This window comes from Kitasatospora sp. A2-31, from assembly GCF_022288725.1.
Classification (GTDB): domain Bacteria; phylum Actinomycetota; class Actinomycetes; order Streptomycetales; family Streptomycetaceae; genus Kitasatospora.
The window spans coordinates 80,937-97,772 of record NZ_JAKNTA010000018.1; the positions used below are offsets into that span (position 1 = coordinate 80,937).

Sequence of the window (16,836 nt, forward strand, 5' to 3'; positions counted from 1 at the left end):
GTGATGGTGGGGCGCCGGGTAGCGGCCGGCCCTGCAATCGCTGCAGTAATGATTACTGTAATGATTACAGTCCATGTTGGCAAGGGGGTGACGAAAGCGGGCCCGGGCAGCAGCCCGGGCCCGCCGTCGGGGGTGTGCCCCCGGGGTCACGCGGCCCGGCCGGTGGCGGGCTGGTCGAGGGCGGCGAGCAGCTCGACGAGCTCGGCCGCGTGCCACGCGCGCCGGCCGCGGCGGTCGAGGTCGACGGGGGCAGGGCAGGTGCGGCCGGTGGCGCAGGTGACGCTCGGGGCGGTGCGCGGGTCGGTGTGCAGGGTCAGCTCGCCGGAGCACCACGGGCAGGGCCGGCCCTCGATCACGGTCTCGCTGCGGTCGAGGCCGAGCGCGCCGAGCACGAGGTGCTCGGCCTGCCCGGCGACGCGCACCGCCTCGTGCGCGAGGTGCTCGGGCAGCAGGCTGAACAGCGCCGGCCCGCGGGTGTGCGAGCCGGCGCGCTGCTCCGCTTCGGTGTCTACGTCGAGCAGGCGCCCCTCGACGTAGAGCGCGGCCCAGTGCAGGCCGTGCCGGCGGCTCCCGGGGTCGGTCGGGCTCGCGTAGTGCCACCGGCGCGGGTCGGCGGCGTCCGCCTCGTCGAGGGCCCACACGACCGGCCGGCCGGGAGTCGAGACGGGCCGGCGCTCGATCGGCCGCTGCACCGCGGCGGCGAGCGTGTCGGCGGCGTCGAACATGAGCCGTTCGACGCGCACCGCGGCGTCGAGGGCATGCAGGTTGGCGGGGGCGGGGTGCTGGCGAAGGGTGAGCGGCGCCCGGTCGTCGACGAGCAGCTCGACGTCGTCGGCGACCTGCCGGGCAAGGTGGGTGGAGAGCTGGGCGGGTGGCCACACGGGGGCCGGGGCGGTCTCGATCGCGACGAGCAGCGCCCCCCAGTGTGCGCGCACGGTGCGCAGTTGCTCTACCGCGTGTCGGATGCGGGTGGACGGGTACACGGTGCGCTCCCAAATCAGGCTTTGCGGTGGAAAGTTGGTGAGCCCGGGCGCCCCTCTGTCGTGGTACGGGGGCGCCCGGGCCCGGTCTAGGGGGCCGGCCGGTCGGCCGGGACCAGGGTGGAAGTGGTGGTGTTCACCGCGACGTCCACCTGCAGGCCGGCCGCGGCGAGCTCGACGGCGGCGCGGCCGCGGGCCAGCACCCACCCGTCGAGCAGCTCGGCGGCGAGCAGCCGCTCGTACTCGGCCTGCTCGACGACGGCCGGCTGCGCCGCGGCGTCGAGGCGCGCCCGCAGCAGGGCGAGCTCGGCCTCGACGAGCCGGCCGCGCTGCGCCCGGGCCAGTGCTCGGCGCAGGGCGAGCAGCCGCTGCCGGGCGGTGCGGCGCAGTTGCAGGTAGCGGATACTCCACTCGGCGCACCACTCCCGGTAGCGGGCGAGTTCGCCGATCCCCTCGCGCAGCAGCTCGGCCTCACCGGGCAGCAGCGCGCCACGCGCCGCCCGGTCGACCAGGTGCAGCAACTGCTCGACGTCCGCCCGGGCGGCGGCGCCCGCGCTCACGGGATGTCCCGCGGGTCGAGCACGTAGGCGACGACGAGCCGGCCCTCGACGGGGTCGAGCGACAGTTCGGCGTCCGCGGCGGGACGGCCGGCGGCGCGCAGCTCGGCGCGCACCGTGTCGAGCAGCTCGGCGACGACGGGCAGGGACACGGGGAAGGGCAGGGCACGCTCGGCGCGGGTCTCGTGCACGAGGTAGCGGGAGGGCAGGACGGACACGGGTAGTGACCTTTCGGAAGGGGCGGCGCGGACACCCGCGCGCATGGGGGGCGCATCGACCGGTCGCGGCGGGAGGATCATCGAATTCCCCTACGGCGAGCGACAGTTCGGGCCCGCGGGCGGCCGCCGTCGCGCGGGATCGGAGGCTGCACCATGACGGCCTCGACGGCGGCGAGCTCGACGGCCCGCTGCTCCTCGCGGCGCTGCTCGGCGAGCAGATCAGCCTCGACCCGGCGGGCGGCGAGCTCGGCCTCACGCTGCGCCCGCAGCAGGGCCGGCCCGTCGATCGGGTCGAGCGCGCGCCACCGGCCGTACCCGAGGGACTCCTCACAGAGCACCACGGCGCCGGCCGCGGCGTACTCGCGCGCCACCCGCCGGAACTGGCGGCGGTCGGACGTCTCGAACAGGGCCGGGCGGCGCGCGTGGCCGGGCCACGTGGCGGTGAGCCGGTAGGCGGACACGGGGATCGGGTGGCGGGCGCCCGGGCGGTGGCGGGACTTCATGCGGCACTCTCCTGTCGGCGGGCGGCGGCCTTGTCGGTCCGGGTCGGGTGGACGGTTCGGCGCCTCGACCAGGTGCCGGCCTGCGCGCCGGGCGCGAGGGTGCGCCGCCGGCACGGCTCACCGGCCGGCGCGTGGCACCAGTCGCACGCGACGGCCAGCGCATCCGGGCGGCCCGCGGCGGCCTCGGCCTCCCGCGCCGCCCGCATCGGCCGGTACGCGGCGAGCTGCTCCGCCGCGGCCGCGGGCAGCACCCGGCCGAGCCGGGCGGCCACCGAAGCGGCCGGCCCGCCGGTCAGCTGCCGCGTGCTGTTCGGCGCGGCCTGCCCCGTCGCCACCGCCGCGCGCTGCGCCCGGATCGCGTCCCGGTAGGCGCGGTCGTCGTCGGGGTCGACGGCCGGGCGCGGGTCGGTGTGCCGAGCGAGCAGGGCCCGGCGGTGCGCGGCCCACGGCCGGGTGACGTCCGCCGCGATGATCGGCCACGGCGACGACGCGATGTGTCGACGGACCACCGCCGCGGCGTCCCACCCCTCGACCGCGACGGCCGGCACGTCCTGCAGCAGCTCGCACCACCGGCGAAGCTGGGCCCGGGCCTCTTCCTCGTCGGTGTTGGCGGTGCGGGGGTCGAGCTCACCGGCGTAGGCGAGCAGCGCGGCCACCTCTTCGGGGGTCATCGGGCACCCCCGCGGGCCTGCAGATCGTCGAGCGCGGCCTGCAACAGCGCGGCGTTCCGGTTAGCCGGCGGTGAGGGGCGGGAGGCGCCCCCGGGCACGGCCCGCAACGGCGGGCGGCTCGTCGGGCGTTCCCGGCCGATCCACTGCTGCCAGTCGGCGCGCCACTGCGCGGGGGTCCGTGCGGGCGCAGTCGCCCTGTGCCGCGCCCATTTCGCCGTGGCGTGGTCGAGGCCATCGGGGCCGAGCCGCTGCAGGTGGCCGGCGACCGCGGCCCAGCCGAGCAGCTCGTCGTCGGGCTGCCAGTCGGCAGGCAGAGAGATCGCAGCAGCACCACCCACAGGCGCAGAGCCCGCGCGCCCGCGCGCGCCCCTCTGGTTCCCTCCCGTTCCACTCTGGTTCTTCTGGTTCTGGGGGGAAGAATCTTCGGGGGCGGCCCCGCAGGAACTGCACCCCCGCCCCGAAGAATCTGCACCCCCAGGGGTGCAGTTCTCGCACCCCCCATCGGCGGGAGCGGAAGAATCTTCACCCCCCTCAGCGGGCGCGCCGGGAGTCCAACCGACGGCCTTGGGCAGGCGGTAGACGCGCGCGCCGTAGGGGCCCTTGCGGCCCTCGACGAGCTGCAGCTCGCCGAGCCGGATCGCGGCCTTGATCGCGTCGCTCACGGCTCGCTCGGAGGAGTTGACGCGCTCGGACAGGGCGCGGGTCGAGCCGAACGCGATGCAGGACTCGCCGGCGCGGTCGGCCAGGGCGAGCAGGACGAGGCGGGCCGTGCCGCGCGTGTCCGAGCACTCCCACACCCACTCGCGTGCAGTGTGACTCAACGGGGTTCCCTCCCTTGGGTGTTGGGCGTAGACGGGGGATCGGCGCGGCCGGAGACGGCGGCGGGGGAGTGGGCGGCGCACCGCGGCCCGCACGGGTACGGGCGGGCCGGCCTGCCGCACGGGCCCGGGCCGGCGCCGCAGAACGGGCTCACGAGCCGTCGGCGCCGAGCGCGTCGAGCTGCCCGGGCACCGGGTCGACGACGGCCTCGACCACCGGCCGGCGCCGCGGACGCGGGCGCACCGGCGGCGGGGTCGTCGGGTACGGCTGCGCGCTGCCGTCGAGGGCGAGCTGCACCGGCCGCTCGACCCGGCCCTCGACGGCCGGCCGCCGGCGGCTCACGAGCCGGCCCTCGACGGCCCGGCGGCGGTCTGCCGGCCGATCCGTGCGATCAGATCGAGGTACCACCGCGGCTCGCCCGCCGCCCGGGCCGCGCGCCAGAGCCCGCGCACCTGGTCGACGTCCGGCGCGCTGGTGGCAGCGGCCAACCACCACCGCTCGGTCATCGGTCGTACTCCAGTTCGATTAGGTGTCGGCCGGCGACCGTGCGCTCGGCGAGCTGCTGCAGCCGGCGGCCGAGCTCGGCCGCGGCCCGGTAGGACAGGTCGGCGGCGAGCAGGCCGTCGGGCCCCGGAAGCTCGGCGACCAGCGCGGCCCGGCGACGCAGCAGCACTGCGCCCCGGCGGCGCCGGTAGGCCCAGCGCAGCAATGCGCCGCGCACCCCGGCCCGGGCCCGAACGCGGGCGGCATCCAATGAGGCGCCCGACCAGTCGAGGGCGACGTCGTCGGCGCGCGGGTCGGTCTTCCGGGCGCGGTGCTGGTCGGCGGCAGCGGCGAGCTCGCGCAGCAGCTCGCCGACGAGCTGCTCGTCGGCCGCGTAGGCGAGCGCGACCCGGTCGAGCAGGCGCTCGGAGTCGTCCGTGATGTCGAGGCGGACGGTGTACCCGTCCGGGTGCAGATCGGCCCGGATCACTGGGCACCACCACCGACCACCGGCGGCCGGCGCTGCTCCCCAACGAACCGGGCGTACACCCGGTGCTCCCCGTCCACGGTCCGCGAGACCGCCTGAAACGAGCCGGGCGGCCCGTAGGCGGCGAGCTTCGCCGACCGGATCGCCTGAGCTGCACTCGCAGCACGCGCGATGGTGGCAGCGCGCTGCACGACCGCCCACTCGCCCGGACGCCCGCGGAGCGCGGCAGCGATACGGCCGTGCTTGGTCGACGCGGCCGCCGGAGGCGGGGGCCCAAGGAACTCCACAGCAGTCGAGGCGGTACTCATGCCGCCGCCCGAACAGCGGTGCTCCGCCGGGTCGACTGCTCGGCCGCGCGCCGCTCGGCACGCAGACGGTGAATGTGCGGCGCGAGCACTCGCGCGATCAACGACACCTGCTCGGTGGTGGGATCGGGCCACCCCTGCACCTGTGCCGGCGGGGTGGTGTGGTCGAAGTCAGACATCAGCTCCCCCTCGTCTTCTACGGTGTTGTAGAACGAAGACAGGAGCGCGCGGCGCGGCCTGAAATGCACCTAACGGCCTGTCTTCGTTTTGAGACAGATACGACCGTAGGTCGGCTGATTCTGCACGTCAACGAAGTTCCTGGTTGGGTAAACCGTCCTCATGTGCGCTTCAATGGGAGCGTTCGCGTAACGAGACACGAACGGAGATGAGACATGACCTGGGAATCCACGCCGTTCGCCGACATGGTGCGCGAGGCCAACGAGGCCCCCGGGATGACATGGCGGAAGCTCGCCGAGCGGGCCACCGACCCTCAGACAGGGCAGAGCCTCACCCACAACACTTTGTGGAAGATTGCTCAGGGTGACATGGTCAAGATCGCCCCATGGGTGATCAGAGCGGCCGCGGCCGCGCTCGGTAGGCCCGTGAGAGAGGTGCAAGCGGCTGCCGCTGAGCAATACGTGGGGTTGGTTGCGGGCGATCCGTTTGACGTGAGCAGCCCAGATGCGGCGGTCGTCGTCGCGCACGTGCCCGGCCTCCGGCGGGCGGACATGCCGCAAGTCGAGGCGCTGCTGCGGAACTGGGCCGCCGCCCCGGAACGTACTACCCCGTAGGAACCGTCACGGAACGTGCTCGACTGGGCCGCGACCGTGCCGGTAATGTGTGCACGCCCGATTCGTACGCCAGTCCGAATCGGGCGTGCCGCATGCCCACAAGGGGGAATCTCCATGATCAAGGTCACCCGTACCCGACTCGATCCAGGCGCCCCGGCCGTCGCCCGCGCAACCTCCAAGACGCTCGAACTCGCAGTCGACGACCGGCACATCACCCCTACGGGCGCCGCAGCTATTGAGGCCGCCCTGAACGGCCTTGTCGGGGACGAGGGGACGACCGAGGACAAAGGCCGTTGATCAAGGCCCCCGAACGCCGAACGGGTCACACAGCACGCTGTGTGGCCCGTTCGGCGTTCGGCCGCTACGAAGCGAGGGTGAGTCGCTTCGGCGTCACCGTGACATACGGCTCTGCGGACTCTGGGCGGTTCCCGCGACCGGAAGGCTTGATCCGCACGTCCAGCAGTGTTTCCGCGATGAGGCGCTGCTGCGGCAGATCGAGCAGCTCCCAAGCATCCGCGATCTCGTCCCGTGTAGCCCCGGCCAGATCCGCGACGACGGTCGGCACGCGCAACTGGCCCAGTCGCTTCTCCGCCTCGGCGATCTTGACTCGCAGGCCGGCCTCGATCTTCGCGAAGCTCTGAGCCGAGAGAACGCCGTTGACCGCCTGTTCCTCGAACTCGTCGAGGCGTGCCCGGAGGATCGCTAGCTCTCCCTCGGCGTTCCCGACCTGCTTCGCCCGTTCCGCGTCGCTCGCCACATACGCCGCGATGAAGCCAGGCGACGCAAGCCAGTCGAACAGCTTGTCCCGTACGAAGTCGTCCGCGAGCTCCATATCAAAGCTGACGTGGTACCCCTTGCCGTCGTACAGGCCAGGCACGCCGGGCGCCGTGCAGTTCAGCCGCGGCTTCATCGTTCCCTTGGCCGTGGCGGTCGCCTTGGTGCCGTTCATCCCGAAGAACACCGGGGCACTGCAGACGTGGCAGGTCGCGATGCCGGGCAGCCAGTACTTAGCCTTACCCGGTCGCGTGTTGTAGGTCTTACCCTTCTTGCGCTTCTTGATCACTGCCAAACACTGGGCGTGGGTGCTCGCGTCGATGATCTCCGGCCATGCGTTCTCGGCGGTGACGACACCGTTGTGCGTACGGGCACCCAGGTACCGCGGGTCACTCGCGTAGGCGGTGATCGTCGCCGGGTACCACTGTGCGGCGAGCTTCGGCACGTCGCGCTCGTTGAAGTCCTTCGCGACGTCCTTCGAGGTCTCGCCAGCGTCGAGGCGGCGAACCACTTCGGCCTTGATTGCCGAGTGCTGCGGGTGCGTGCCGACCGGAATCCAGGTCATGCGCTCGACCTGCTTCGACGACCAGAACTCGGTGGGCGGGGTGATTCCCCGAGCGTTCAGGCTTTCGGCAATGGCCTTGTACGCCTTCCCCGACGCGACGCTTTCGCAGATCTCCCTGACGATCTTGGCTTGCTCGGGATTGAGGTCCGTTCGGACGTAGGCGCCGGTCTTCGCGTCGTAGACCCGCTGATACCCGTAGGGGGCCCGTCCGTGCGGTCGGCCATCGGAGGCGTTTGCCCTCAACGAGCGCATCACGTTGTCGCGAAGCTCGTCGACCTCACGCTCGCCGACGAGCGCGTCGAGGCCGGTCCGGAAACGGTCGTCCTTGTCGGACAGGTCGTAGATCCGGCCGCCGTAGCACCACAGCACGCCGGCTTTCGTGCACGCGTCCCGGAGTCGGACATACACCGACAGGTCGCGCTGGAGCCGAGTGGAGGCCCAGGCGATCACGATGTCGAGCCGGCGGTGCTCGATGTCGTCGAGCAGGCGCTCGAAGTCATCCCGAGTGTGCTCGGCGGCGTGTCGCGACGCCGAGATCCCGTCATCGACGTACTCGCCGTTGGGGCCGATCACCACACCGAGCCTGTCGGCATCCTCACGCCCTGCGGTGAGCTGCTCAGCGACCGAACGGTGCCGACTGTTCTTCTTGCCCCGGTACTGGGACTTGCGGGCGTAGATGCCGGCGCGCAGCCCCGCGTACTGGCCCTGCTGTGCTTTGCGCCGTCGTGGAAGTGTCTGCGGGCTCACAAGGTCCCCCCATCATGTGATCATCACGATTATGCCTAGCTCGGGGTCACCTTCTTCACCCAGTTCGTCGACCCCTCCTACGGCCGACCGGCGCTCTCCTTCGCCCTCCTCGGCGGCATCCTGCAGACCTTCAGCCTGCTCTACCTCTCCATGCTGATCTTCGCGGGCACCACCCTCGCCACCGCCTTCCGCCGCCGCCGGCGCCTCTCCGCGGGCCTCACCAGCGGCGTGGCCGTCCTCTTCGCGGGCTTCGCCGCCAAGCTCGCCGTCTCCTCCGCCTGACCCCACCGGAGAACCGGGTACGGATCACCCCTCGAACCTGTGTAGACTGGCCCGCGTTGCCGAAGCACTCGGCAGCGGCGCCGCCTTAGCTCAGTTGGCCAGAGCAACGCACTCGTAATGCGTAGGTCATGGGTTCGAATCCCATAGGCGGCTCGCAAAAAGGCCAGGTCACATAGCCCGTGACCTGGCCTTTTGCATGTTCGCGGTCAAGTTCATCGCCCTCGGGAGGGATGAAAGTGACATGCACGCGCCATGAAAGTGCCCAAGGGGTGCCCGGTTGTCCCGGGCCGTGTCTCGGCAGCGCTCCGCCGCTCGTGGACGAGGTGGCGCGACGGGGACTGGGGCACCCTGATCCTCGTTACACAGCGTGAGATTTTCCGTCATGAAGGGCTGTTGGAGCCTGATCCGGCCGTTGCCGAGCTGGACCGCGCGGCCGAGAGTGCTGTGGATAGCGCTGCGGGCCCCGGCACATCGTGCCGGGGCCCGCGTCGGTTGCTCATCACTTCGAAGGGTCGGACTGCACGGGGACAGGCCCCCATCGGTCTAGCGGGGCCGTCGGGCTTCCCGCTCGCGGATCGTGTCGATCACCGTCTGCGCAAGGTCGGCTCCGACGGGGCGGAACGGGGCGCCAGCTTCTTCGCCCGGGTCGTGGACGGTCGCGGTGAGGTTCACCAGCACGCCGTTGTCCAGGTCCGAGTCGGAGGCGGCGTTGAGGAATACGGTGATCTCGGTCGTGGTGGGACCGGGGCTGATAGTCAGGCCGTAGTAGCACCGCGAGGTCGCGCCCGTGGCGTCGGGGATTTCGAGGTGTCCCGAGATGTGGTCGGGTAGGCCCGGGGTGGAGGTGGGGTGGTCACTGTCGTGTGGCCACAGCACGATGCCGAGGTCCGGGGCCAGGGCGGTGAGCTGGTCGCCGGTGGTGATGATGGCGTGCGCTTGGCGGAGGTTCACCGGATGGGTGCTCCTTGTCGTCGAGGGCTGGTGGCAGGACAGGGCTGGCCATCAAGTGGCCTGCTGGAGAGCAGGGTTCCGTTCGACAAGGCGTCAGCCAGGTGCAGTCCGCGGGGCGGGGCGGCGGGATGTTGCGAGCGTAGCCGCTTCGGCGAAGGTCAGGGTGACGGGGGCAGGGTGGGCGAGTGCCCAGCTGAGGAGCCGCGCCTGCTCGGGGATCGAGGGGTCGGCCAGGAGCCGGCGGAGCTCAGCAGCGGTGGGAAGGGTGGACGGGGGAGTGGACATGGTCCTCCACTGGTCGGGAGATGGGCAGGCGCCGGTGGCGCTGGCTGGCCCTGGCCGCTGGCGGCGGTCAGGGTGTGGAGCTACGGCTGCGGTGGCAGGACGGTCACCGGGCGGCTCAGGCGGCACCCGCGCCGGGGACCGCGCGCCGTCGCCGGGGGACGAGGCTGACGACCGCTTCGGCGGCGTCGCGGGCGAGTTCCGACAGCACCGTCTGGTAGGTGTCGCGGGTGATCGAGGTGTCGCTGTGGCCGAGCATCTCCGACACGACGCGGATGTCCACCTTGGCGAGCAGCGCGAGGGTGGCCGCGAGGTGGCGCAGGTCATGCAGGCGGACGGGAGGAAGTCCGGCTGCGGCGGCCAGGCGCTGGAACTCCTCGCTCACCCAGGCCGGGTGGAGCCAGGTGCCGTCTTCGGCGGTGAAGATGCGGCCGGTGTCGACCCAGGCGGGCCCCCACTTGATCCGTTCCAGCTTCTGCCGGTGGCGGTGGGCCACGAGCGACCCAGTGGTGTCGCCGTCGAGGCTGACCTCGCGCGAGCCGCTGGTCGTCTTCGGTGTTCCCTCCAGCACTTCCCAGTTGAGCTGGACGAGGGTGGTCTCGACGGTGAGCTTCTGGGACTCCTGGTCGAAGTCCACCCACCTTGCGCCGACGCCTTCGCCGCGGCGCGGACCGCGGAAGATGTAGAGGTGCCACAGGGCGTACAGCCGGTGCTCCTCGACGGAGTCGAGGAAGTGACCGGCTTGGGCCGGGGTCCAGATCATCACAGGGGACGGCTTGAGCCCGGTGCGCTGCCACTCGGCGATGCGCGCGGCGGTCCAGACGAGCGCCTTGGGCTTGGGGGCGGTTTCGAGCTCGACGTGGGCTGCGGGGTTGAAGGTGATCAGCTGCCGCGCGATGGCGACGTTGAGCGCGGCCCGCAGCGTCGCCCGGATGTGCTGCTGGGTCGACAGACCGGTGACGCGGCGGAACGGGGGCATCTCCGCGATGGCGGCCTTGGCCGCTCGCCGTGCCGCGCGGCCGACGACCAGCTTGAGGTCGTTGACCGCCTGGCGCCGTTGGGCGTTCTGCTCGACGATCTCCTCGTTCGTGTCGTTGATCGACTCGAACATCGTGTCCAAGTGCTCGACCCGCAGCCGGTCCAGTCGCAGGGCACCCAAGTGGGGCTTGAGGTGGACGCGGATATCCGTCTCGTAGCGGGCGACTCCGTTCGGGCGGAGCTTCTTCCGGCCAGCAAGCCAGGTGTCGAGCCACTCGCCGACCGTCATCGCCACGGTCAGGCTGTGGCCGGCCTTTACCTTCCGGCTGGTCTCCTCGACGTCGGGGAGGTCCGACTTGGTCCGGACGCACGCCATGATCATGTCGCTGACGACCCGGCGGGTCTCAGGGTCGTCCTTGGGTGCGAGCGCCAGGAGCGCGCGGACGTGGTCCAGCTCCTTCTGGGCGGCATCGACTCCGGAGAAGCCGGAGCGGCGGAAGGTGCGCCGTTTCCCGTCCTCGTCCGGGTGGACCTCTTGCCGTACGGACCAGACGCCGTGCTTCCGGGAGCTGAGCTTCGGGCAGGCGGAGTAGTAGTGCGCCCCGGTGGCGGGGTTCCGGCACGAGCAGCGCCGGGTTATGGAGCCTTTCAGGTGGTGTCCTCCTGTTCGTCGGGGGCGATGAAGGCCAGAGCGGCCGGAAGCGGGGCGGGGTGAAGCCCCTGAGCGCGCATGCGGGCACGGGTGTCCCGCAGCCGCTGGCAGTCCTCGGTTGCGATTCGCTCGAACTCGGCTGCCTGGCGGGACAGTTGCTGATAGCGGTCGGAGCCGACGTGGTGGTGGGCTGCCTGGGAGCGCCGGTCGCGGGCTTCGCGGGTCGAGATGAGTGCGGTGCGGACGTCGATGGCGTGCTCGCGGAAGACCGTGAGGACGGCGCGGGGCCGGTCCTCGGGGGCGGCGTCCTCGGAGTAGTCCTCGCCAGTGATGAGCGTTGCGGCCTCCCAGACCGGCAGTCTCAGGTTGGGGAGGAGGTCGACCTCGGCCTCGCCGTCCAGGGGGACGAGGAGGCTGACGAGCGGTACACCAGAGGCGACGGCGAAGGCGATGGCCTCCTCCAGCTTGATGGACTCGCGGCGGGCGGTCTCGATCTTGTTGACCGCGTTCGCGGCCGTTGGCACTCCTAGTTCGGTGCAGGCGGCGGCGAGGGCGGGTGCGCTGAGGCCGGCGGCACTGCGGGCGGCCTTCACCGCGACGCCGATGCGGGCGGTGAGGTCTGGGATGGTGGGCTGCGTTGTCATGAGAGAAGTGTAACTTGCGGAATGCTTCTTTGGTGGAAGTCGTGATAGATGTTTCTCTCACAGAGAACGTGCAGCACCGGGAAGGTTGATATGCGGGAAGTGAAGGCATTGGGTGAAGCGCGGTACTCGCGGGCAGCGCTCGCGGCCCTCCCCCCGGCGATGCTGCTGACGGACGCCAACCGCCTGCTCGCCCTGAGCCGGACCAAGGGCTACCGGATGGCCCGAGACGGCGAATACCCCTGCGCCACCATCCAGGTCGGTGACGGCCACAGGGTGGTGACGGCCGAGCTTCTGCGCCTCCTCGGCCTGGACGACACGGGCCTCCGGCGCGCGTTCGCCGCGTTGCCGCCGGCCATCCCGCTGCCGGTGGCGAACACGCTGCTGTCGCTCAGCCGCACGACGGGGTACAAGCTCGCGAGGACTGGCCAGTACCCGTGCGCCGTGATCCACCTCGGCAAGGAGTACCGGGTCCGCAAGAACGAGCTGCAACGACTTCTGCGCGTCGAGGACGTGCCCAGCGGCAAGGCTGCCGCGTGATGAGGCCGGTGACGCGCATGACGGTCGCCGAGATCGCGGGCCGCGTCCTTGTGGTGGCAGGGCTCCTCGGCGCCTTCGCCCTGTGGCTCGTCGCCACGGTCGCGGTGGCGGGATGGCTCGACAGGATCGGCACGACGGGCGTACTCCCCGGGCGGTGACCGACCTGAACGCGCCGCCCGCTTACCCGCCGAGTACCGCGCCTACCCCGGCCGCCACGAGAACGAGGTCGGGTGCTCATCGAGCACCCGACCTCGCCGTTCAGAACTTCGTGTTGCCTGGTTACGTCAGCGGGCGCCGCCTCCGGCGACGTGCCGAGAGATCCACTCCGCCGGAGCGGCCAGGTCCGCAGACGTCGGCCACATGAGGTCGTCCAGCAGCACCCGCTTGATCAGCTCCGGGCCGCCTGCCTGGAGAACCGCCTCGACGAACGGTTTCGCCTGCTCTGCGAGAGCGGTGGCGTGGCTGTACGGGGCCAGCTCGCGAAGCTGCTCTGCGACTCGGAACGCCCCCGAGGGCTGCGGATCGCCCGGCCTGCGCTCAAGCGACGGGGCACCGGTCAGGTCCGCGGCGATGGTTTCACTGACCAAGCGCGCGTAGCCCTCGACCACGTGCAGCGGCCGAGGTTGGTCAATCGGCGTCTGACGCCGCAGGACCGCCAGTAGGTTGATCCGGGCCGCGTCAGCGAGCAGGCTCGGCCGGAGAGCGACGGCCGCCAGCTGGACGAGCTTGTTGGCCAGGGTGACGTACATGAGAGGCTCGGTGACGCGAGCCTCGTCGTACGACGCCGGCGTGACGACGATCTCCGGTGGGGTGTCGGCGGGCCCGTAAATGACCTTGCCGAGGGTGCGCGGCCAGAGAGCGGTCTCCACGTCCCTGGTGGCATCCGTGGCCTGGCGGTGCAACCGCCCGACCAACTCGTCGGTCGCCCCTGCCACTGTGGGAGCCGCCTCGCGAAGCGCACGTTGGAGGGAGACGCTGGTCGCGGTCACGCTGTCCGGCACGCTCAGCAGCCGCAGCCGGACCATCGGCGGAAGCGGCAGCCCCGTCAGGGCGGTAACTCGCGGGCCTACCCTCACCAGCGCGGCGCGGAGCGGCGCCACGTACGGTTCGCCGGAGTGCCCGGCCTTGTTGAGGACGTCGATGGTCGTCATGAGGTTCTTTCTCGAGGAACAGCTGGAGCCGGACGTGCCGGAGCCAGAACAGGTGGGTCAGGGCCTGGCCGAGGGCGCCGAATGACGCTCGGCGCTGCGGTCGACGGCGGCGAGCAGCCGGTGCAGCGGGTCGTCGTCGACGGCCAGGTCGGGCGCGTGGACAGCGAGCAGGTCCTGGAGGACGTGGGCGTGGTGGCGGATCGAGGCGATGACGGTGAGCGTGTCGCTCGGGGGAGCGACTGCCCCGAGGCGTTCGGGCCAGACGTTCCACTCGGTGCTGCCGTACCGGTGGTGGCACGTGCCGGTCTCCTGGTCGCGGAGAATCATGGCGGCGACCAGGAGGTGTCGGGGAAGTTGGAGCGCGAGGTGCGCACCGATCAGCAGGTCCTGGCGCGCGGTCTTGAACGCGGCGAGCACTGCGTCGAACCGGAACGCCGCGGCGATTCCAGCCAGCCCGACAGCACCGCACATCCTCGGCGGGTACAGCGCGCTGGTGGCAGTGCGGACCGTGAGGTCGATGCGGCGGAGGTCCGCCAGGACCAGCCGCACCCCGGCCTCCCGGCCGTCCCCCGAGTGGCTGCTCGCGTACAGGGGCCCGAGAGCGGCGGGCACCGCCTGCGCGAGGCGTTCGGCGACCGGGGCCGGGTCACCGTCGATGGTGACCAGCACGTCCAAGTCGGACCAGACGTCGAGCGCCCGGCCGTCCCCGGCCGCAGACCCGGCCACATCCAGCTTCTGCACGGAGGGCTCGTCGGCCGCCAGCGCCCGCAGCACCGGCAGTGCCTCGGCCTGCCAGCCCGCGCGGGGCAGCTCCCCGGCGCCCGCGGACGGTCCGTGGCCCAACAGCGGTTCCATCAGCACCTCCAGGTCAAGCGGGTGCCTGCTGGCTCTGCCGGCACCCGGATCGGGATCAGTGGGTGTCGGCGCCGTCCCGGCCGCGCGTCTGGACGGGGACGGTGGTGTCGTACTGGCGGGCCTGGAGCAGGTATCCCTCGCGATAGTGGGTCGCGGGCTGGCGGGCCATGAGGTCGGCGTGCGTGCCTTCCTCGATGAGCCGGCCGTGGTCCAGGACGAAGATGTGGTCGGCCTTCGCCGTGGCGCCGAGGCGGTGGGTGATCAGGACGACGGTGACGCCGAGTTCGGTGAGGTGGCGGATCTGCTCGAACGCGGCGACTTCGGCCTGCGGGTCGAGCGCGGAGGTGGGTTCGTCGACGACGACCAGCGCTGGCAGCCGGTTGTCCTGGTCGGGGGTGGTCAGACGGAGGCGGGTACGGGCCAGGGCGACCTTCTGCCACTGGCCGCCGGACAGCTGCACACCGCCCTCGAAGCCCTTGGCCAGCAGGGTGTTCCAGCCGCGGGGCAGTTCGTCGAGCACTGGCTGGAGGTCGGCGTAGTCGGCGGCGGCGTCCAGGTGCTCTTGGCCGAGGGGGACCTCGGGGCGGCCCAGCAGCAGGTTGGCCCGCAGGGTGAAGATCCACCGCTGGAAGTTCTGCGCGAGCAGCGCGACGCTGCGGAACTGCTGGTGGCGGTCGGCGGTGGCGGTGTCGACGCCGTCCCACAGCACCTTGCCCTGGTGGGGCTGGTAGACGCCGCACAGGATGTGGGCCAGCGTGGTCTTGCCCGAGCCGTTCCGGCCGACCAGGGCGACGACCTTCCCTCGCGGGATGGTCAGGCTGATCTTGTCGAGCGCCGGGGCCTCGCGGCCGGGGTAGCTGAAGGTTACCTCTTCGACCGTGATCGTCTCGGGGCGTTCCGGAAGAGGCGTCCCGCCGGTGGGGATCGCCCGGCGGTGGCCGTCGCGGCGCAGCTGGTCGAGGTCGCGGACGAAGAGGCTCTCCTCGTAGAGGCGGTTGACCTGGGAGACGAGGCCGCCGATGCTCGCTGACCCGGTGCGGAGGGCGACGACGGCCGTGCCGGCGGCGGCGAGCGGGATGGAGCCGTCCACAACGAGCCAGCCGAGCAGGGCGAAGGCGCCGGTGGTGGCGAGGCCGGCGAGGGTGGCGGTGAGCAGGTCGGTGCGGGCGCGGGCGGCGGCGAGGCGGGCCTGTTCCTGTTCGGCGGAGGCGGCCATCTGCTCGTAGTGGTGGAGCAGGAAGGGGCCGCTGGCGTGGACGCGCTGCTCGGCCGCCGAGTAGGGGCGGATCATCATGTCCGCCAGTGCGGTGCTGGCGCGGGAGTGCTGGAGCCAGGACCGGGTGGAGGCGTACTGGCGGCGGGCGATGAGCACAGCTCCCCAGCCACGCGGCGCGGTGATCAGCACCAACATCGGCAGCAGTACCGGGTGGAGGACGGACAGCACGCCGGCGGCGGAGACGAGGGAGAAGCCGGCGGTGAGGACGGAGGTCGCCTGGCCGATGATGTTCTGCAGGGACATCGCGCCCCAGCGGGCGCTGTCGACCTCCGCGAGGAACTCGGGGTCCTCGATGGCCTCCAGCTCGGACCGGCTGACGATGCCGAGGAACTCGACGGTGGCCCGGCGGAAGACCGCCGGCTCCAGACGGCCGCCCGCCCACGCGGAGAGCGCCGACAGGACCGAGGAGAGCGCGGCCAGGGCACCGACGGTGACGACCGCCGGGAGCGCCGCGCGCAGAACCTGCCCGACCTCGCCGGGCGCCAGGACCGCCGACAGGGCGCGGTTGGTCGCGATCAGCGCGGCAGCCGCCGCCAGGCCCCGCAGCACCTCGGCACCGACCAGCGCGACCAGGGCCCGGCGGTCGGCCTGCCACGCCATCCGCCCGGCCAGGCGCAGGAACCGGGGCATTTGGCGCGCGACCGCCCAGAACGTGACTTCCCCGCTGGCCAGCTCGTGCTTGGCCCAGCCGTAGTCGTAACGCATCGGGCCGCCGAACAGCAGCTGCTCGCTGCCCGACGCCGGCTCATCCGGCTTCGTGGTTCCACTGGTCAAGTAGGTGCCTTTCGTCGAGGCGGCGGGCGGCGGCCCGCCGGTTCGTCAGGATTCGAGGTAGGCGGTGCCGCCGCCGCGCAGGGCGGTGTGGGCGGCGCGCAGGTTGCGGGCGTTGTACCGCTCCATCACGCCCGGCGCGCACGCCTGGTCCAGGTCCCACCAGCGCCAGCCCAGCAACTCCCCGTCGGGTGTGCGGATTCGCTCCTCCGTGCCGGGGGCGAGGGTGGCGTGGAAGGTGAACACGTGGCAGGGGTAGGCCGACGGGTTCGCGGCGGCGCCGGGGAACAGCTCGGCCTTGGTGGTCATCCAGTTGTAGACCAGCAGGCGGCCGACGGTGACGGGGACGCCGAGCTCTTCGGAGAGCTCGCGGGCGCAGGTTGCGGCCGGGGCCTCGTCCCATTCGGCCTTACCTCCGGGCACGACCCAGGTGCGGGAGCGGCCGTGGTGGACGAGCAGCACTTCGGTGTCGCCGCGGGTGATCAGTCCGCCGGCGGCGGTCGAGAACACCGCGCGCCCGGGTCGCTCGGTCTCCGACATGTCGTCAACTCCATGGG

The 16,836-nt window shown here is 71.9% G+C and carries 22 protein-coding genes, 1 tRNA gene and 1 pseudogene; 6 read left to right on the forward strand and 18 right to left on the reverse strand.

Features of this window, described 5'->3' with window-relative positions:
- Positions 1-146: 146 nt before the first annotated feature.
- From MCM47_RS34115 to MCM47_RS34160, 10 genes are all read right to left on the reverse strand, one after another.
- Positions 147-983: a Lar family restriction alleviation protein gene (locus MCM47_RS34115; RefSeq protein ID WP_238950670.1), complete on the reverse strand. Its 837-nt coding sequence runs from the start codon at positions 981-983 to the stop codon at positions 147-149.
- An 86-nt stretch (positions 984-1,069) separates the two neighbouring features.
- Entirely contained in the window at positions 1,070-1,540 is a 471-nt protein-coding gene (locus MCM47_RS34120) for a hypothetical protein (protein WP_238950672.1), read from the reverse strand.
- Positions 1,537-1,755, reverse strand: a complete 219-nt coding sequence (locus tag MCM47_RS34125; protein ID WP_238950674.1) for a hypothetical protein — start codon at positions 1,753-1,755, stop codon at positions 1,537-1,539. The genes MCM47_RS34120 and MCM47_RS34125 overlap by 4 nt, the downstream gene beginning before the upstream one ends.
- Before the next feature lie 77 nt (positions 1,756-1,832).
- A complete protein-coding gene (locus tag MCM47_RS34130) occupies positions 1,833-2,258 on the reverse strand; it encodes a hypothetical protein (RefSeq protein WP_238950677.1) in 426 nt (141 codons plus the stop codon).
- A complete protein-coding gene (locus MCM47_RS34135; RefSeq protein WP_238950679.1) occupies positions 2,255-2,929 on the reverse strand; it encodes a hypothetical protein in 675 nt (224 codons plus the stop codon). Before MCM47_RS34135 ends, MCM47_RS34130 begins: the two co-directional genes overlap by 4 nt.
- Complete coding sequence (locus MCM47_RS34140; RefSeq protein WP_238950681.1) at positions 2,926-3,750, reverse strand: helix-turn-helix domain-containing protein; 825 nt, start codon at positions 3,748-3,750, stop codon at positions 2,926-2,928. The genes MCM47_RS34135 and MCM47_RS34140 overlap by 4 nt, the downstream gene beginning before the upstream one ends.
- Positions 3,751-3,898: 148 nt before the next feature.
- On the reverse strand, positions 3,899-4,090 hold the full coding sequence (locus tag MCM47_RS34145; protein WP_238950683.1) for a hypothetical protein: 192 nt from the start codon (positions 4,088-4,090) through the stop codon (positions 3,899-3,901).
- Positions 4,087-4,254, reverse strand: a complete 168-nt coding sequence (locus tag MCM47_RS34150) for a hypothetical protein (RefSeq protein WP_238950685.1) — start codon at positions 4,252-4,254, stop codon at positions 4,087-4,089. Before MCM47_RS34150 ends, MCM47_RS34145 begins: the two co-directional genes overlap by 4 nt.
- Entirely contained in the window at positions 4,251-4,721 is a 471-nt protein-coding gene (locus tag MCM47_RS34155; protein ID WP_238950687.1) for a hypothetical protein, read from the reverse strand. Before MCM47_RS34155 ends, MCM47_RS34150 begins: the two co-directional genes overlap by 4 nt.
- A 301-nt stretch (positions 4,722-5,022) precedes the next feature.
- Complete coding sequence (locus MCM47_RS34160; protein ID WP_238950689.1) at positions 5,023-5,202, reverse strand: hypothetical protein; 180 nt, start codon at positions 5,200-5,202, stop codon at positions 5,023-5,025.
- Between the two features lie 213 nt (positions 5,203-5,415).
- On the opposite strand from MCM47_RS34160, the gene MCM47_RS34165 reads away from it, so the two are divergent.
- Entirely contained in the window at positions 5,416-5,814 is a 399-nt protein-coding gene (locus MCM47_RS34165; RefSeq protein WP_238950691.1) for a hypothetical protein, read from the forward strand.
- 114 nt (positions 5,815-5,928) lie between these two features.
- A complete protein-coding gene (locus MCM47_RS34170; RefSeq protein ID WP_238950693.1) occupies positions 5,929-6,111 on the forward strand; it encodes a hypothetical protein in 183 nt (60 codons plus the stop codon).
- Positions 6,112-6,175: 64 nt separating this feature from the next.
- On the opposite strand, the gene MCM47_RS34175 is transcribed toward MCM47_RS34170, so the two are convergent.
- Positions 6,176-7,900, reverse strand: coding sequence for a recombinase family protein (locus MCM47_RS34175; protein ID WP_238950696.1), 1,725 nt, complete (start codon positions 7,898-7,900; stop codon positions 6,176-6,178).
- 45 nt (positions 7,901-7,945) lie between these two features.
- Here MCM47_RS34175 and MCM47_RS34180 point away from each other — a divergent pair.
- Positions 7,946-8,182: pseudogene (locus tag MCM47_RS34180) on the forward strand (LysE family transporter); the annotation flags it as partial.
- A 79-nt stretch (positions 8,183-8,261) separates the two neighbouring features.
- Positions 8,262-8,335: transfer RNA gene (locus MCM47_RS34185), tRNA-Thr, on the forward strand.
- Between the two features lie 390 nt (positions 8,336-8,725).
- On the opposite strand, the gene MCM47_RS34190 is transcribed toward MCM47_RS34185, so the two are convergent.
- The 3 genes from MCM47_RS34190 to MCM47_RS34200 all read right to left on the reverse strand — a co-directional run bounded on the left by MCM47_RS34190 (position 8,726) and on the right by MCM47_RS34200 (position 11,689).
- Entirely contained in the window at positions 8,726-9,133 is a 408-nt protein-coding gene (locus tag MCM47_RS34190; protein WP_238950698.1) for a hypothetical protein, read from the reverse strand.
- Positions 9,134-9,533: 400 nt separating this feature from the next.
- Complete coding sequence (locus tag MCM47_RS34195; RefSeq protein ID WP_232794883.1) at positions 9,534-10,769, reverse strand: site-specific integrase; 1,236 nt, start codon at positions 10,767-10,769, stop codon at positions 9,534-9,536.
- A gap of 272 nt (positions 10,770-11,041) precedes the next feature.
- Positions 11,042-11,689, reverse strand: coding sequence for an XRE family transcriptional regulator (locus MCM47_RS34200; protein WP_238950700.1), 648 nt, complete (start codon positions 11,687-11,689; stop codon positions 11,042-11,044).
- A gap of 90 nt (positions 11,690-11,779) precedes the next feature.
- Here MCM47_RS34200 and MCM47_RS43545 point away from each other — a divergent pair, with 90 nt between their 5' ends.
- Both MCM47_RS43545 and MCM47_RS34210 read left to right on the forward strand, forming a co-directional pair.
- The gene (locus MCM47_RS43545; RefSeq protein WP_308222567.1) at positions 11,780-12,226 is read left to right on the forward strand and encodes a hypothetical protein; all 447 of its coding nucleotides are present in this window, start codon (positions 11,780-11,782) and stop codon (positions 12,224-12,226) included.
- A 17-nt stretch (positions 12,227-12,243) separates the two neighbouring features.
- Positions 12,244-12,384: a hypothetical protein gene (locus MCM47_RS34210; RefSeq protein WP_238950703.1), complete on the forward strand. Its 141-nt coding sequence runs from the start codon at positions 12,244-12,246 to the stop codon at positions 12,382-12,384.
- A 126-nt stretch (positions 12,385-12,510) separates the two neighbouring features.
- On the opposite strand, the gene MCM47_RS34215 is transcribed toward MCM47_RS34210, so the two are convergent.
- The 4 genes from MCM47_RS34215 to MCM47_RS34230 are packed head-to-tail and all read right to left on the reverse strand — an operon-like array spanning position 12,511 to position 16,819.
- A complete protein-coding gene (locus MCM47_RS34215; RefSeq protein WP_238950705.1) occupies positions 12,511-13,377 on the reverse strand; it encodes a hypothetical protein in 867 nt (288 codons plus the stop codon).
- 57 nt (positions 13,378-13,434) lie between these two features.
- Positions 13,435-14,232: a hypothetical protein gene (locus MCM47_RS34220; RefSeq protein WP_238950707.1), complete on the reverse strand. Its 798-nt coding sequence runs from the start codon at positions 14,230-14,232 to the stop codon at positions 13,435-13,437.
- 55 nt (positions 14,233-14,287) lie between these two features.
- Positions 14,288-16,282, reverse strand: coding sequence for an ABC transporter ATP-binding protein (locus MCM47_RS34225; RefSeq protein WP_238950709.1), 1,995 nt, complete (start codon positions 16,280-16,282; stop codon positions 14,288-14,290).
- 45 nt (positions 16,283-16,327) lie between these two features.
- Positions 16,328-16,819: an NUDIX domain-containing protein gene (locus MCM47_RS34230; RefSeq protein ID WP_238950711.1), complete on the reverse strand. Its 492-nt coding sequence runs from the start codon at positions 16,817-16,819 to the stop codon at positions 16,328-16,330.
- Positions 16,820-16,836: the final 17 nt, after the last annotated feature.